The sequence below is a fragment of the Pseudomonas sp. SWRI77 genome, from assembly GCF_014269105.1.
Taxonomy (GTDB): Bacteria; Pseudomonadota; Gammaproteobacteria; order Pseudomonadales; family Pseudomonadaceae; genus Aquipseudomonas; species Aquipseudomonas capeferrum.
Window position 1 is genome coordinate 19,515 of record NZ_JABWRV010000029.1, and the last position, 16,301, is coordinate 35,815.

The following is a 16,301-nucleotide window of genomic DNA, read 5'->3' on the forward strand; positions in this document are numbered from 1 at the left end:
ATTTCATGTCGCTAGTCGCAAGCCCCGACATCATGTACCGGTTTCTGATCCAGAGCGTGGTGGACTATGCCATCTACCTGCTCACCCCCGAAGGCATCGTCGCCAACTGGAACCCCGGCGCCCAGCGGGCCAAGGGGTACCATGCCGACGAGATCGTCGGCCAGCACTATTCGGTGTTCTACAACGATGCCGAACGGGCTGCCGGGCTGCCCGAATACAACCTTGAGCAGGCGCGATGCACGGGGCGTTTCGAAGAGGTCGGCTCGCGCCTGCGCAAAGATGGCTCGGCGTTCCATGCGCATGTAGTGATTGACGCGGTGCACGACGATGACGGCCGCCTGGTGGGGTTCGCCAAGGTCACCCGTGACATCTCCGAACGCCACCACCAGGAGCTGGAGCTGCTCAAGGCCAAGGAACTGGCCGAGCAGTACAGCCAGGAAATGGCCAAGCTGTCGCAGTTTCTCGACTCGGTGATTGCCAACATCCCCGCCAGTGTCATCGTGCAGGACCTGGAGAGCCAACGCATCCTGTTGGCCAACCAGCAGGCCGAGCGCCTGTTCGGTGGGCCAGGCACGCGCATGATCGGGCAACGGCCCGCCGACAGCCTGGCGCCGGCCGCTGCCGAGTACCTGGAGCAGCAGCTCGCCCGGGGCGCGCGCAGCAGCAAAGGCTACGCCGCCGAGACCCGGGTCGACACCCTGCGTGGCCCACGCACCCTGCGCAGCCGTACGCTGCTCAGCCAGAACCGGGAGGGCCAGGCCGACTACGTGCTGTTCGTGGCCGAAGATGCCACCGAAGAGTTGGCCGCCCATGCGCAGATCCACCATATGGCGCACCACGACGCCCTCACCGGGTTGCCCAACCGCACGCTGTTCCATGAGCGCCTGCGCCAAGCCTTGGTGCGCGGTGACGAGAACGCCAAGCTGACCGCAGCCCTGTGCCTGGACCTGGACAACTTCAAGAACATCAACGATTCACTCGGCCATGCGTTCGGCGACAAGCTGCTGCGTGCCTTGGGCAAGCGCCTGCGGCGCGAACTGCGCGAGCACGACACCCTGGCCCGCCTGGGCGGTGACGAGTTTGCCGTGGTGCTCACCGGCCTGGATGGCCGCGATGCCGCGTGCAACACCGCCCAGCGCCTCATCAACGCGATCTGCCCGCCGTTTCAGATCGAGGGGCACCAGTTCACCGTGGGTGTGAGTATCGGTGTGGCCATCGCCCCGGACGACAACGACCAGGCAGAGCAACTGCTCGGCTATGCCGACATGGCCTTGTACGAGGCCAAGCGCAATGGCCGCAACCGCTACGAGTGCTTCAACGTCGAGCTGGACGTCGCCGCCCGCCAGCGCCGCCTGGTCGAAACCGACCTGCGCACGGCGTTGCACCTGGGCCAACTGGAGCTGCATTACCAGCCAGTGGTCGACCAGCAGACCAGCAGCGTGACGGGCTACGAGGCGCTGCTGCGCTGGGAGCACCCGACCCGCGGCATGGTCATGCCCATGGACTTCATCCCCATCGCCGAAGAGACCGGGCTGATCCATGAACTGGGCATCCGCGCGTTGAACCTGGCCTGCCAGGAGGCGGCCAGCTGGGACAGTGAGCAGACGGTGTCGGTCAACCTGTCACCGGTGCAGTTCAAGAATGCCAACCTGGTCCACACCGTGGCCTTGGCCCTGGCCGATTCGGGGTTGCCGGCGCGGCGCCTGGAGCTGGAGATCACCGAGTCGGTGTTGCTGGGCAACAGTGAAGAAAATGTGCGCACCCTGCGGGCACTGAAAGACCTGGGCGTGTCCATTTCGCTGGATGATTTCGGCACTGGTTATTCGTCGCTGGGGTACCTGCGCTCGTTCCCGTTCGACCGGATCAAGATCGACAAGTCGTTCGTGCACGACATGTGCGACAGCCGTGAGGCGATGTCGATCATTCGGGCCATTACCGATTTGTCCAACAGCTTGATGATCAAGACCACGGCCGAGGGCGTGGAGTCGGAAGAGCAGATGCGGCGGCTAGCAGCGGAGGGCTGCTCGCATTTTCAGGGGTATCTGTACGGGCGCCCGGCGCCGGCGAGCGAGCGCTTGAAAGAGGTGGTAGTGATTGCGGACTAGCTGAAGCCGGGGGCGCTTTTGCGCCCCGGCTTCACTGGGTTCAGAAGCTGTACTTGAAGCTGGTCATCACATTGCGCGGCGTACCATAAACCCCGTACAAGCCCGATTGGCTGTAGTACTCGCGATCGAACACGTTGTTCAGGTTCACCGATGCACTCAAGTGCTGGTTGATGTCGTAGCGCGCCATCAGGTTGGTGACCGCGTAGCTGCCCTGGCTGAAGGTATGCAGGTCGGCACCGACCTTGCTCTGCCAGTTCACCCCACCACCGATGGTGATCTTGTCCAGCGGCCCATGCAGCCGGTAGCTGGTGAAGGTCTTGAAGCTGTTGCGCGGCAGGTTGGTGTTGATGCGCTGGTCGTCGGCATCGGTGGTGACCGAGTAGGCGTAACCGGCCGACGCTTGCCAGCCCTCGGCCAGTTCCCCGTTCAGCTCCAGCTCGATGCCCTTGGAGGTGGTGTCCTGTTCGGCGCTGTAGACGTTGTCGTGTTGCCAGATGGCCAGGTTGTCCTGCTCCAGCTTGAACACCGCGAGGCTGGAGTTGAGCTTGCCATCCAGGTGAGTGCCCTTGATGCCGAGCTCGTAGCCTACGCCTTCCATGGGGTCGAGCGGTTTGTTGCTCTCGTCGGTGACCCACGACCCTTGCGGGTTGAAGATCTTGGTGTAGCTGGCGTACAGCGACCAGGTGTCGTCCAGGTCGTAGACCACGCCGGCATAGGGGATGAAGACGCCGTTTTCCTCGCGATTCACTTCGGTTTCGTCGCCGCCATAAGGCCGGTCCGAGGTGTCGCGTTTCCAGTTGATCAGGCGGCTGCCGAGGATCAGGCTGAGGTCGTCGGTGACGCTGAAACGCGAGGTCAGGTACGCCGCATACTGGTCTTCGTCGATCGACGACTTGCCACTTTCGACGAAGGCCGGCTTGGCCGACTTGCCGTCCCAGTTGAACAGGTTGTCGATGGCCCCAGCGGGCGAGCCTGCGTAGTCATAACGCCAGCCGCCCCAGCTCGGGGTGTTTTCCCGGTACTGGGACAGGGTCATGCCGGTGATCAGTTCATGCTCGCGGCCGAACAGGCTGAACGGCCCGGTAGCGTACAGGTCGAGGTTGTCCTGGCGCGGCGTGCCCGAGAAGCGCACCGGCAACTGCGACAGGCCGCTGCCATCCGGGTTCAGCTCACCCATGGCAAAGTTGAACAGTTCGTCGAACTTGTTCTCGGCATGGGTGAGCTCGATCTTGCCGCTCCAGCCGTTGCCCAGTTGCTGTTCGATGGAGGTGAAGAAGCTGGTTTGCTCGTGGTCGTTGTAGGACCAGTCCGGCGCGGCGTTGAGCGAACGTTTGAGGTTGGTGCGCTCACCGGTCGAGAAGCGTGTGGGCAGGCCGGAGCGCAGGGGCGAGTCGATGTCGCTGCGCAGGTAGCTGAAGCCCACCGTCAGCAAGGTGTCTTCGCTGAGGTCGAATTCGGTAATGCCATACATCAGCTGCGACTGCTGGTTGTAGCGGTCGATCCAGGCTTTTTCGGTTTTGTAGTCGGCGACGAAGCGCCCGCGAATGTTGCCGGTTTCGGTCAGCGGCCCGGACACGTCGAAACCTGTGCCGTAGCGCTCCCAGTTACCGGCCTCGCCGGTGATGCTGGCCTGGGCCTCGGCAGTCGGGCGTTTACGGATGAGGTTGATCGTCGCCGAAGGGTTGCCCATGCCGCTGATCAGGCCGGTGGCGCCACGCACGATTTCGACACGGTCGAACATCGCCATGCTTTGCGAGTAGTTGTCCAGGCGGGTGCTGGTCGGAACACCGTCGACCTCGTAGTTCTGAATGGCAAAGCCGCGCGACCAGTACGAGTCGCTTTCCGAGCCAAGGCCATCGCGCACCACGGTGATGCCTGGGGTGGCTTCCAGTGTGTCAGTGAGGTTGGTCAGGCGTTGGTCGTCCAGGCGCTGGCGGGTCATCACTGTCAGCGATTGCGGCGTCTCGCGTGGGGTGAGGTTGAGGCGCGTCGAGCTGCTCGACGAGTAGGTGGTGTAGAGCCCGGTGCCTTCTGTGGTCGAGCCTGGCGCCTTGCCAGAAATGGACACCGCGCTCAGCTCCAGGGCGCCTGTGCTGGCACTGGCTTGCAGCGAATAGCTGCCGTTGGCGCCGCGGCTGGCCTCAAGCCCTGTGCCGGCGAGCAGTATCGCCAGGCCCTGGTCGATGTCGAAGCGGCCAGCAAGCCCGGAAGTGCTGCGGCCCTCGGTCAATGCAGTGGGGTAGGACAGCAGAATGTGCGCACTCTGGCCGAAGCGGGCCAATGCCGGCGCCAGGGGGCCTGCGGGGATGTCGAAGTCTGCCTGCGCCTGTGCGGCGGCCGTGGCCCAGGCGGGCATCAGCAGCAGTGGGGCGCTTGCGCCCATGCAAGCGATGCCCTGGACCACGGCGCCGGCGAGTTTCTGCGAGACTGAGCGTTGCCAGCCCTGGCGTTTGCGTGCGGTGCGATTCACAAGTGTTCCCCCATTGATTTGAAGTGCTGAGGGTTAAGTCTCGTGAGGCGCGAAATCGGACCACCCCTGCGCAACTTTTTTTGCGTCAGGCCATGCGCGGCTTCAATGTCACCCAGTAGCGGGTGAAATGCTGCACCTCCAACTGCAAGGTTTCCGCCACGGCAGCAATGATCTTGTCGGTGTTTTCCAGCGGGAACGTGCCGGATACACGCAGGCCGGCCAAGGCCGGGTCGCAGGCCAGGTGTCCGCGGCGATAGCGGGCCAGGTCTTCGATAAACGCAGCCAGGGGCTGGCCTTGAGCAACCAGCATGCCTTGGCTCCAGGCGGGGGCGACAGCGGCCACGGCCTGTCGCGCCAGCAAGCCCTGCTGGTTGAAACTGGCCTGTTCACCGGCGCCCAGCAGGATGGGCGGGTGGGCATGCAGGGCTGGTTGCAGCGCCACGCTGCCCTGATACACGGTGGCCTGGGTGTGTTGGCCGTGCAGCCGCACATTGAACTGCGCCAGCGTCGACTCAAGGCGGCCGTGCTCGGTGTCTACCCACAGCGGGCGGCTATCGGCGAGGGCGGGGCGGGTGATCAGCATCTCGCCGCGCAGCAGCCTCAGGCGGCGTGCCTGCTGGTCGAATGCCACATTGAGGGCGCTGTCGGTGTTCAGCTGTACCTGGGTGCCATCGGCCAGGGTCAGGCGCCGCTGCTCGCCGATGCGGCTGTGGTAATCAGCGCGCCAGTCTTGTACCAGCGCAGCGTCCTTCAGGTACCAGGCCCCTGCGCCGGCGGCCATCAGCAGCGACAATTGCTTGAGCGCAGTGCGCCGCGACTGCTGTGGCCGCAGCGCCGCATGGGCCAAGGGGCGCTGGCCCGGGCTGCGCATTTCGCGCAGGCGTTGGGCAAACACTTGGGTCCGTTGCCAGGCATGTTCATGTAGCGGGTGCGCCTGGCGCCAGCTCATGCAGGCGGCCAAGGTGGCGGCACTGACGGCCGGCTCTTGCAGTTCGAGGTGCCAGTGCATGGCCTGCTCGGCGACCTCGCCTGGGATCGACGTTGCGTCCTGGCCGTTCATGGCAGGTCCAGGCTGTGGTCGAGCATGATGCACAGTGCACCTGCCTTGATGATGTAGCGCTTGACCGTGGTGACCGACACGGCCAGCCGTTGCGCGATTTCGGCGTGCCCCAGGCCATCCACCTGCGACAACAGGAACGCCTCACGCACCGGGCGCTCCAGGCCATCGAGGGCCGCGTCGAGGGCGATCAGGGTTTCCAGCAGGATCGCCTGGGTCTCCAGGCTTGGCACCACCGGCTCAGGCAGCGTCGCCAGCGCCTCAAGGTAGGCGCGTTCGAGCTTTTGCCGCCGGTAGTGGTTGCACAACACGCTCTGCGCCACCTTGGCCAGAAAGGTACGCGGCGCATGCAGTTGCGGCACCTGCTCCTTGTTCAACAGCCGGATGAAGGTGTCTTGGGCCAGGTCCGCTGCGCTTTGTGAGCAATTCAGGCGCTGCCTGAGCCAGCGCGTCAACCAGCTGTGCTGCTGGCGGTAGAGCAGCGCGACATCGCACAAAAGGGGATCAGGGGAAGGGAGCATGGTGTGCGGCCGCCAGGTGAGTCATTACTGCAAACGATAATGCTTATCATATATACATGCCTGGCGGCCCTGCAACACGCGCGCGCGACAAATGCCGCGACGGCAACTGGTCCGATATAAAACTGCGCCGAGCCTGGAAGGCGCACACTCGTCTTAGCTCAGGACTTCTGAGCATTGAGAGGTGCGTATGACCACTGGCAAGCGCTTCACAGATGTCGATGCCACGGGTGTCGAACCTGGGCAAGACGAAGACTGGCCAACCGGGAAAGATGAAGACGATAGCGAGGACGTCAAGCGTTCTCGACCCGAAGATCGCGATGACTACCTCGACGAGTCGCCCAGGGAAAGCGAAAAAGGTTCAGGTCGTCCCGACCCCTCCAGAGCCTCGGCGGCTGAGCGCTACAGCTATCAGCCACAGCAAAAGATAAGGCCATAGGCTAATGCTGCTCACTTAGGGCTGCTTCGCAGCCCATCGCGGCACAAGGCCGCTCCTACAACGACCGCGCAAGCCAACATGTACAGGCCTCACGCGGATACTGTAGGAGTGGCCTTGTGCCGCGAAAGGGCCGCAGAGCGGCGTTGGCGATCTTGAGTGGACAGCATTGGGCCATAGGCCTGTTATCCGTGACCCTTAGCTAAACGGTGGGGCGTGCTTGTGGCAGATAGGGGAGCAGGCGCTCGGTCTCCTTCCTGACCACGGCGTAGCATTCGCAACTGAGCTGTTCCAGGTGCGCCCTGTCGAGCACCCTGATGTGCCCTCGATTGTATTCGATCACCCCCAGCCGCTGGAGTTTGCCAGCGGCATCGGTCACCCCCTCGCGACGTACGCCCAGCATGTTGGCGATCAGCTCCTGGGTCATGCACAGCCGGTCACCCGGCAGCCGATCCAGCGATAGCAGCAGCCAGCGGCACAGTTGCTGGTCGATGGAGTGATGCCGGTTGCACACCGCCGTCTGCGCCATCTGGGTAATCAGCGCCTGGGTGTAGCGCAGCATCAGCATCATCAGCTCGCCATGACGGTTGAACTCGTCCTTCAGGTGCTGCCCGGGCAGGCGGTAGGCATGCCCAGCACTTTGCACGATCGCCCGGCTGGGGGTGCTCTCGCCGCCCATGAACACGGCGATGCCGACCAGCCCTTCATTGCCCACCACCGAGATTTCCGCTGAGGCGCCGTTCTCCATCACATACAGCAGCGAGACGATTGCATCGGTTGGGAAGTAGACATGGCGCAGGGTGTCGCCGGACTCATAGAGCGCCTTGCCGAGCGGCAGGTTGCTGCGTTCCAGGTGCGGTTGCAGGCGGTCGAACGTTTCTGCCGAAAGCGCGGCCAGCAAGTGATTGTGCAAGGGGCTGGACGTAGGGGGCATTGCTTGGCACCGTCGAGGGCTGCAGCTGAAGCAACAAGGTTAGCCCAGCGCGCAGGTGCTGCCGTGCGGCAGGCCTCAATGGGTGGGCAAGGCTGACGGCTGGTACTCGGCGATCACCTGGTGCAACACGCCATCATCCTTGAGTGGCAGCACCGCTTGGGCCAGTTGCTGGCCGTCGAGGGTCAGGGTCAGTTCGGTGTCAGCGCCGTTGCGCACTTCTATGCGGTACAGGGTGCTGCCAAAACGGTAGTGCAGGGTATAACCGGGCCAGTCCGCTGGCAGCAGTGGCTCGATCCGCAGGGTGTCACCGCAGCGTTGCAGGCCCAGCAGGCTTTCCACGATCAGCCGGTACATCCAGCCCGCCGAGCCTGTGTACCAGCTCCAGCCAGCGCGCCCTGCATGGGGGGCGACGGCATAGACATCGGCGGCCATCACATAGGGTTCGACCTTGTAGGTTTCTATCAGCCCGCTAGCACCCTGGCGCACCGGGTTGATCAAGCGCAGCAGTTCCCAGGCCTTGGCGGCATCGCCCAGGCGGGCATAGGCCATGCTCGCCCAGATGGCCGCGTGGGTGTACTGGCCGCCATTTTCGCGCACGCCGGGCAGGTAGCCCTTGATGTAGCCGGGGTCCAGGTCGCCGTGGTCGAAGGGTGGGTCGAGCAGTGTGACGATACCGATGTCGCGGCGCACCAGGTGCTTGTCCAGCGCCGCCATGGCGGCCTGCGCGCGTGCCGGCGGGGCAACCCCGGAAAGCACCGCCCAGCTCTGCGCCACGGAGTCGATGCGGCATTCCTGGTTGCTTGCCGAGCCGAGTAGCTGGCCGTTGTCGAACCAGGCGCGGCGGTACCAGTCACCGTCCCAGGCATGCTGCTCCAGGTGCTCGGCCAGGGTGGCCGCCTGCCGGCTGCACTGCAGAGCGAAGGTGCTGTCGCCGTGGCGCAGGGCAACGCTGGCGAATGCCCGCAACACCTCGTGGCCGAAGAACCCCAGCCACACGCTTTCGCCAAGGCCTTGTTCACCGACGCGGTTCATGCCGTCATTCCAGTCCCCGCTGCCCATCAACGGCAGGCCGTGGGCGCCATACTGCAGGGCATGCCCGAGGGCGCGCTGGCAATGCTGGAACAGGCTCTCGACCAGGTTCGCCTGGGTGGGCAAGTCGTAATAGGACTCTTCACCCGCGTTCAGCGCACGCCCCTCCAGGTAGCCGACCGGCTCGTCGAGCACCGAGCGGTCACCGGTCAGCGCCACGTAGCGGCTGGTTGCCAGTGGCAGCCACAACAGGTCATCCGAGCAGCGGGTGCGTACACCCCGTTGCAGGGGTGGGTGCCACCAGTGCTGCACATCGCCTTCGGCATACTGGTGACCGGCGCAGTCGAGCAGGTGCTGGCGCGCCAGGGCCGGGGCGGCGTGGAGCATGGCCATGCTGTCTTGCAACTGATCGCGAAAGCCAATGGCGCCGCCCGACTGGTAGTAACCGCTGCGCGCCCAGAAGCGGCAGGCAATCACCTGGTACAGCAACCAGCCGTTGGCCAGCACGTCCAGCGACGGCTCCGGGGTTTCGATCTGCACGCTGCCCAAGGTCTCGCGCCAGTAGGCCCGCACCTTCTCCAGCGCATCCATGGCCGCGCGCAGCCCGCGGTATTGCTGTACACAGCGGCTGGCGGCTTCGGCGTTGGGCCCGGCACCCAGGCGAAACACCACCTCTCGGCGTTCGCCAGGCTGTAGCAGCACGTTGACCTGCACCGCCGCGCATGGGTCCAGCCTCGCGCCCGTGCGCCCCGACAACCGTGCCTGGTGCATGCCGGCCGGCGCCTGGCAATCGCCATTGCGCCCAAGGAACTCGCTGCGGTCGCAGGTAATACCGTAAAAGGGCAGGTCGCAATCGACAAACCCCACATGCCTGGAAAACCCCTCGGCATAGCTATTGCGGGCAAACAAGGCGCCGCTGACCGGGTCGATCTCGCTGACTACATGCAGGGCCGACTTGCTGCGCAGATCGCCCAGCACCCACTCGACGTAGCAGGTCAGTGACAACCGCCGCGCCTGCGCCGAGCGGTTGTGCAGCTTGAGCCGGCTGAACTTGATTGGTGCATCCAGCGCGACATGTACCCATAACTCACTGTCCAGGCCGTCGTCGGTGTATTCGAAGACGCTGTAGCCAAAGCCATGGCGGGTGCGATAGCGGCCAGGGCCGGGGCACGGCATCGGCGTGGGTGACCAGTACTGGCCGCTGTCCTCGTCACGCAGGTAGAGGGTTTCGCCACTGGGGTCGCAGACTGGGTCGTTGTGCCAGGGTGTCAGCCGATACTCGTGCGCGTTCTCGTACCAGGTATAGGCACTGCCGGCCTCCGACAGCACGCTGCCAAACTGCGGGTTGGCAAGGATATTGGCCCAGGGCGCCGGGGATGGCTGAGCCTGGTCGTGGTGGATGACGTATTCCTGGCCGTCGCTGCTGTACCCCCCGTAGCGGTTGGCAAGCATCAGCGCGGGTGCGGGGGCCGGCGCGTGGCCATCGGCTTTCGCCTGCGGGGCTGCCGGAGCTGGCTCGAACGCGGCGGGTGCGGGCGGTGTGCGGCGGTGGTGCAGTTGTTCGGCGAGGGTGCCAAGGCTGTCGCTGAGCACCAGCCGCGCTACCGAAAGGGTCAGGGTGCGGTCCTCTGCCGACAGCTGCTGTGCGGGGCGCACAAAGATGCCCCCGGGGCGGTCGAGCAGCGCCGCCTCGCTGCCGGAGGTGACGATGCCCATGATCAGATCCTGCAATTGCTGGCGGTAACCGGCCTGGTCTTCGTTCCAGATCACCAGGTCCAGCGCCAGGCCCTTCTGTCGCCAATAGGCATGGGCAAGCACCATCTGCTTGACCAGGTTGATGTTGGCCGGGTCGCTGATCTGCACCAGCACGATTGGCAGGTCCCCCGACAGCCCTTGGCCCCACAGGCCTGACTGGCTGCGCCGGTCGTCGGCCAGCGGGACGCCGCGGGGCCGTAGCGCCGCGTTGGGGTAGATCACCGAAGCGGCCATCTGCTCGAACAGCCTGGCATCGTTGAGCGAGCCGTTGAGCTGGCGCAACTGCACCTGGCTGTGTGGCCAGGCGAGGTCGAACACCCGGTCGGCCAGGTGCCGGTCGCGGTACTTGGCGATCTGCTGCAGGCAGGCGTCGCGGCTGTCGGACACCCCTGTGACCAGGTCGACCGTGGCGTTCTGGCCGGGTGCCAGGCTGATACGGCAGCGGATCGCCACGATCGGGTCAAGCACCGCCCCGGCGCTGTCGGACAAGGCCTCTGTCTGCGCGTCCAGAGCCGCCGGGGCGACCAGCGTGCGGCCGCGCCCTATGAAGCGGGCGCGGTCGGTTTCGTAGGACACGGCATCGATGTCGGCGCCATGCACCGCGAGCACATGGCACATCCACGGCACGGCGTCCTGCTGCGAGCGCGGCCGCCTGGAACAGATGATGGCCTGCAGCGGGCGGACCAGTTCGGTCTGCACGAACAGCTTGCTGAACGCCGGGTGCAACGCATCGGCAAGGGCGGGTGCCAGCACCACCTCGGCGTAGCTGGTCAGCTCCAGGGTGCGCTGTTGGTCACCATGGTTGGTCAGGTGCAGGCGCCGCAGTTCGATGTCGTCCTCGGGGGAAACGGCTATTTCGGTGTGGCAGTCGAAGTCGCCTTCACGGATGCGGAACTCGGCGCGGCCATCACTGAAGATCGCCTCCTGGTTCTTGCCGCGATGCCGCGTCGGTTGGTAGGTGGTAGACCAGAACGCTGCGCTGGCGACGTCACGCAGGTAACAGAAGCTGCCCAGGGCGTCGCAGCTGGCGTCCTCGCGCCACCGTGTCAGCGCCATCGCGTCGCGCTTGCTGTAGCCACTGCCGACATGGTTGACCATGACGTGGTAGCGGCCGTTGGACAGTAACTGCACGGCGGGGTGGCGCCGATTCGGCTCGCTGAACACCCGCAAGCGTGTTTCGCCGGATTGGCCCGCAGCGTCCACAGCCGGGGCCTGCAGGGTGTGCAGGTAGGGCGCGGCCGTTTTCGGTACGCGCTCCTGTAACAGCAGCATGCTCGCCTGAAATTGCGGGTCTGAGGCGAAGCGCCGTTGCATGGGTTTGTCCAGCAGCAGGGCGGTCAGGGCCAGCAAGCTCATGCCCTGGTGGTGGGCCATGAACGAGCGGATCACCACGGCGTGCTGGCCGGGGGGCAGCCGTGACTCGCTGTAGTCAATGGCCTCGTACAACCCGAAGCGGCCGGCCAGCCCCAGGGTGCACAGGCGTTGCAGGTTTCGGCAGGCGGCGCCTGGCGCCACCAGCAGGGCGAGTGCACTGGCGTAGGGGGCGACCACCCGTTCTTCACCCAGGCCGCGCTTGAGGCCCAGGCCCGGTACGCCAAACGCCCGGTATTGGTAGTTCAGGTGAGCGTCCAGGGCGTTGTAGGCCGACTCTGAAACGCCCCAGGGGATGCCCAGCACATTGCCGTGGTCGATCTGCCGCTCGACGGCGGCCTGGCAGGTCTGGTCAAGCAGGGTGCCTTCGTAGCTCGGCATCACCAGCAGCGGCATCAGGTATTCGAACATCGAACCCGACCAGGACAACAGCACCGGCACCCCGGCATTGCTGGTCAGCAGCCGGCCCAGGGCGAACCAGCTGGCCTGGGGCACCTGGCCCTGGGCGATGACCACGAAGTTGGTCAGGCGCATCTCCGATGCCAGCAAGTCATAGAAGGCTGAATCGAGGCGATGTTCATCGGCGTTGTAACCGATGGCGAACAGGTCACGCTGGTTGTCGTAGAGGAAGGTGAAGTCCATGTCGGCCATGGCGGCGATGCGCAGCGCCAGGCTTTGCGACTGGGCGATGCGCTGGCGGGCCAGCGTGCGTATGTCGGCCACGGCCGGACGTTCGGCGGCAGGCCACTGCTCTGGCAGCAGTTCGGCCAGCTGGCGCCAGCTCAACGGTGCCTGAAGCGTGGAGTCGTTGCCGGGTGGCAACTGGAAGGCGTGCACCTCGCCGCCCAGGTCCAGGCATTGCTGGTGCATCGCCTGCAACCAGAACAGGCAGTCGTCGGCCTCGCCCGCGCGAGGCGCGTACTGCTGGATCAGCCCCTGTAGCTGCTCGGCGAGCTGTTCCAGCAGCGAGGCGGGCAGCGGGCCTGGCTGTTCATGGGCTTGCCAGAGCTGTTTGCCCAGGGCCTGGAGCGGCTCGTCGGCACGGCCCGCGGTGGTGAACGCTTCGCGCAGGATGTCCAGGGTGTCCAGCAGGCCCTGGCTCAGGCGGCGGTCCAGCACAGGGGTATCGGCCATCGCCAGCAGCCCTGGCCTTAGCGTCAGCAGCAGGGCGGCCAGGTTGCCGCTGTCCACTGCAGAGATGTAGAGCGGGTACAATGGCGTTCGGGTCTGAGTGTCGTACCAGTTGTAGAAGTGCCCCTTGTAGCGCTCCAACTGGCCCATGCTGTCGATCATCTGGGTCAGGCGCTGGAACAGTCGGTCGGCAGTCAAGTAACCGAAATCATGGGCCGCCAGGTGCGAGAGCAGGGCCATGCCGATGTTGGTCGGCGACGTGCGGTGGGCGATGCTGGGGAAAGGCGGCTCCTGCAGGTTGTCAGGTGGCAGCCAGTTATCATCAGGCCCGACATGCCGGTCGAAAAAAGCCCAGTTGCGCCGGGCCAGCCGATGCAGAAACCGCAGCTCCTGTGCCTGCGGCGCGAACGCGCTGCGCCCCCGCGTGCGGCTGAGCCACCAGGCCAGGGCCGGGCCAAGCAGCCACAGGGCAAGGATGGGGGCGGCCAGCAACAGCACACTCGGACGCATCGCCAATGCCCCCACCAGCAACAGCACCAGCCCGGGTTGTACCCATTGTTCGCGATAGAACGCTTGCAGGGTATCGGCACTGGTGCGTTCGTCATCCCGCGAGGGGTTCCATTGCAGCAGCCGGCGTTTGCTCACGGCCAGGCGCCACAGCGTGCGGCAAATGGCGTCCAGGTTGTAGAGGGTCTCGAACGGCAACCAGGCCAGCGACAACCCAGCCCGCACGAAATAGATGCTTGAGGTGTGCAGGGCCGCCAGCAGGTGTTCGGCCAGCGGCACATCGATGGTCTTGCGTAGCAGTTCGAGCAGCGAATCGAGCACAGGGCGGGTCAGTAGCAGGCCCAGCAGCGCGAGCGTCCACAGCAGCGGCGAGGCGCTGGCCAGCCAGCCCCACAGCAGCGCGCTCAGCAGGGCGGCCGGCTCCAGGCTGCGGCGCAGGTTGTCGACAATCTTCCATCGCGACAGCGCGCTCAGCCCGCTTTGCGCCTGGCCTTGCAGCCCGGTGCGCGGCCACGGCAGCAGCCAGGGCAGCAGTTGCCAATCACCCCGTATCCAGCGGTGGCGGCGCTTCACATCGGCGCTGTAGCGTGCCGGGTAGGCCTCGAACAACTGCACGTCACTGAGCAGGCCGGCATGGGCGTAGCAGCCCTCGATCAAGTCGTGGCTCAGTACACGGTTGTCGGCAAAGCGCCCCTCCAGTGCGCGTTCGAAGGCATCCACTGCGTAGATGCCTTTGCCAATGAACGAGCCACTGAGGAACAGGTCCTGGTACACATCCGACACGGCCAGGGTGTAGGGGTCGACCCCGGCATCGCTGCCGAACAGCCGTGCGTAGGTTGAGCGCGACACGCTGGGCAGGCTGATGCCCACCCGCGGTTGCAGGATCGCGTAGCCTGACTGCAGGCGACCGCTCGTGGCATCGAAACGTGCGCGGTTCAGCGGGTGCTGCATGGCGCCGACGAACTTTTGCGCCACATCGCGCGGCAACTGGGTGTCGGTGTCCAGGGTGATGACATAGCGCACCCGGTCCAGCGCGCGCAGGTCGCCGACGATGCGCATGAAACGCTCGGCGCCGCGCCCACGCAGCAGGGCATTGAGCTCAGCCAGCTTGCCGCGCTTGCGCTCACGGCCCATCCAGCAGCGCTCAGTGGCGTTCCACTCCCTGGGGCGATGCAGCAGGAAGAAGCGCTCAGCGCCGCTCGGGTACTTCGCGTTCAACGCGCGAATACCGTCGCTGGCAAGGTCGAGCAGGGCCATGTCGTCGGGCCGGGTCTGCTCGGGGGCATCCATGAAGTCAGTCAACAGGGCGAAATGCAGGTGCTCGTCACGGTTGGCCAGAAAGTGCACCTCAAGGCCTTCGACCAGTTCCTCGACGTCGCCGGCAGCGCCCAGCATGCTGGGCACCACGACCAGGGTACGGGCCTCGACGGGAATCCCTTCGGTGTAGTCCAGCCGGGGCAGGAACGCAGGCTTCACGGTCAGCGTCACCAGCCAGTTGACCAGGCCGAGGGCGAGCCGGCTGGTGGTCAGCAGCACCGGCAACGCCATGGCCGCTGCCACCCAGATGGGCCAGCCTTCGGCGGCAATGCCAGCCACGAAGCCCCAGGCCAGCAGGCACGACAGCAGCGCCGCCGGCACCAGGTAGAAGGCCAGCGGCGCCCGGTGCAACAGGCGCTGCCAACGCTCGGCAAGTGCCACCCGCGCAGCCAGCTGCCGTTCGAGCAGCAGCAAGCCATCGCCAGCCAGGTAATAACCGACATGCGCTGCCTGCTCGCGTGGTTGTGCGTGTGCGGCCTGCGCCAGCTCGATTGCCGTGCGCGCCACCTGTTCTTCACTGAAGGCGCTATGCCGTGCCAGCTGTTCGACGATGTGCCGATAGTGATCGCGGCTGGCGAAGTCCATGGCGGCATACACTGCCGCCGGGTCTTCGCCGAGGATGTGTTCGACGTGGCTCAGGTGTTCGACGAACAGCCGCCAGTCAATGGTCGACAGCAGGCGCAGGCTGCCGATGCTGTTGCTGATCGACACCTGGTCGATGGCCTGCTGCTGCGCATCGAGCTGCACATGGCGCTCGATACTCAAGGACGACTCGCTGAGCAACTGCTCGATCCAGGCCAGCGGCTGGGTGAGCGTGCTGCTGTGGCCCTGTAGTCGCCTGGCCAGTTCGGCGACGAAGGCGGTGGTCATGGGTGGGTCCGAGCGGGCCATGTCGGCCACCACCAGCACCACGCTCTTGGCATCGCGTTCGGCGGTTTCGCCAAGCTTGTCGGCCCAGTCATTGGCCAGGTCGCGGTCTGCCAGGCTGGCCATGACCCGGGCGGCGACGCGGCGCAGGTTTTCGATCAGCGCCAGCCTGAGCATGATCGGGATCGCCCACAGCTCGCCGAGGGTCAGCGTGGCGGTGTGCTGATACGCCTCGACGAAATGGCTCAGGCTCTCGGCATCGACCCGGCCATCGCCGTGGCAGATGGTTTCCAGGGCAATGTCATAGACCCGCGGCAAGCCGCTCGAAGCACCGGTGTCCAGGCGTGGCAGCTGCAGGCTGTAGTCGGCCGGCAGGTGGCGTTTGGCAATGCGGATATGGCTTTCGACCAGGTAGAAGTTGTCGAGCAGCCACTGCGCTGCAGGCAAGGTCGGGCGCGCGTCGGGCAGCGCGCTGGCGAGGGCCGAACAGCTGGCGTAGAGCATGCGTTCGTTGTCGGCCAGGCGTTCGAGCAGCGAGTCGTCGGCCGGCAGTTTGCTCAAACGGTGCTGGCTGGCCAGCCAGCTGCCATGGTCGGCCAGTTGCTGGGCGCTGTAGAGCTCCGAGCGCAGCAGGCTTTCGTAGGTGAACGTGTGGCGCGGCGCACGCCAGCGCCGGGCACGGTTGGCCAGGCGTTGCACGTAGGTGAGTGCGCGAAGCCAAGGGTTGTCCATGGTGAGTCGGGTGCCGTGAGCTGGCCGGTCAGGTGGGCAGTGTGCGCCGGCCAGGCAGTGCCGGTCTGTTCG

The 16,301-nt window shown here is 65.4% G+C and carries 7 protein-coding genes; 2 read left to right on the forward strand and 5 right to left on the reverse strand.

Going from position 1 to position 16,301, the window contains the following annotated elements; translation table 11 throughout:
* Positions 1-5: 5 nt before the first annotated feature.
* Positions 6-2,105 carry an EAL domain-containing protein gene (locus HU766_RS22690; protein WP_033698706.1) on the forward strand — a complete coding sequence of 700 codons (2,100 nt, stop codon included), beginning with the start codon at positions 6-8 and terminating at the stop codon, positions 2,103-2,105.
* A gap of 40 nt (positions 2,106-2,145) precedes the next feature.
* Here HU766_RS22690 and HU766_RS22695 read toward each other — a convergent pair whose 3' ends face one another.
* The 3 genes from HU766_RS22695 to HU766_RS22705 form a co-directional block, all read right to left on the reverse strand.
* Positions 2,146-4,461, reverse strand: a complete 2,316-nt coding sequence (locus HU766_RS22695) for a TonB-dependent receptor (protein WP_238338654.1) — start codon at positions 4,459-4,461, stop codon at positions 2,146-2,148.
* A 199-nt stretch (positions 4,462-4,660) separates the two neighbouring features.
* On the reverse strand, positions 4,661-5,635 hold the full coding sequence (locus tag HU766_RS22700) for a FecR family protein (RefSeq protein WP_186660803.1): 975 nt from the start codon (positions 5,633-5,635) through the stop codon (positions 4,661-4,663).
* On the reverse strand, positions 5,632-6,153 hold the full coding sequence (locus HU766_RS22705) for a sigma-70 family RNA polymerase sigma factor (protein WP_186660805.1): 522 nt from the start codon (positions 6,151-6,153) through the stop codon (positions 5,632-5,634). Before HU766_RS22705 ends, HU766_RS22700 begins: the two co-directional genes overlap by 4 nt.
* A gap of 187 nt (positions 6,154-6,340) precedes the next feature.
* On the opposite strand from HU766_RS22705, the gene HU766_RS22710 reads away from it, so the two are divergent.
* Complete coding sequence (locus HU766_RS22710; protein WP_033698701.1) at positions 6,341-6,589, forward strand: hypothetical protein; 249 nt, start codon at positions 6,341-6,343, stop codon at positions 6,587-6,589.
* Between the two features lie 199 nt (positions 6,590-6,788).
* Here the strand turns inward: HU766_RS22710 and HU766_RS22715 are convergent, their stop codons facing one another.
* On the reverse strand, positions 6,789-7,520 hold the full coding sequence (locus HU766_RS22715) for a Crp/Fnr family transcriptional regulator (RefSeq protein ID WP_186660807.1): 732 nt from the start codon (positions 7,518-7,520) through the stop codon (positions 6,789-6,791).
* A 75-nt stretch (positions 7,521-7,595) separates the two neighbouring features.
* Positions 7,596-16,229, reverse strand: coding sequence for a glucoamylase family protein (locus tag HU766_RS22720; protein ID WP_186660809.1), 8,634 nt, complete (start codon positions 16,227-16,229; stop codon positions 7,596-7,598).
* Positions 16,230-16,301 lie beyond the last annotated feature (72 nt).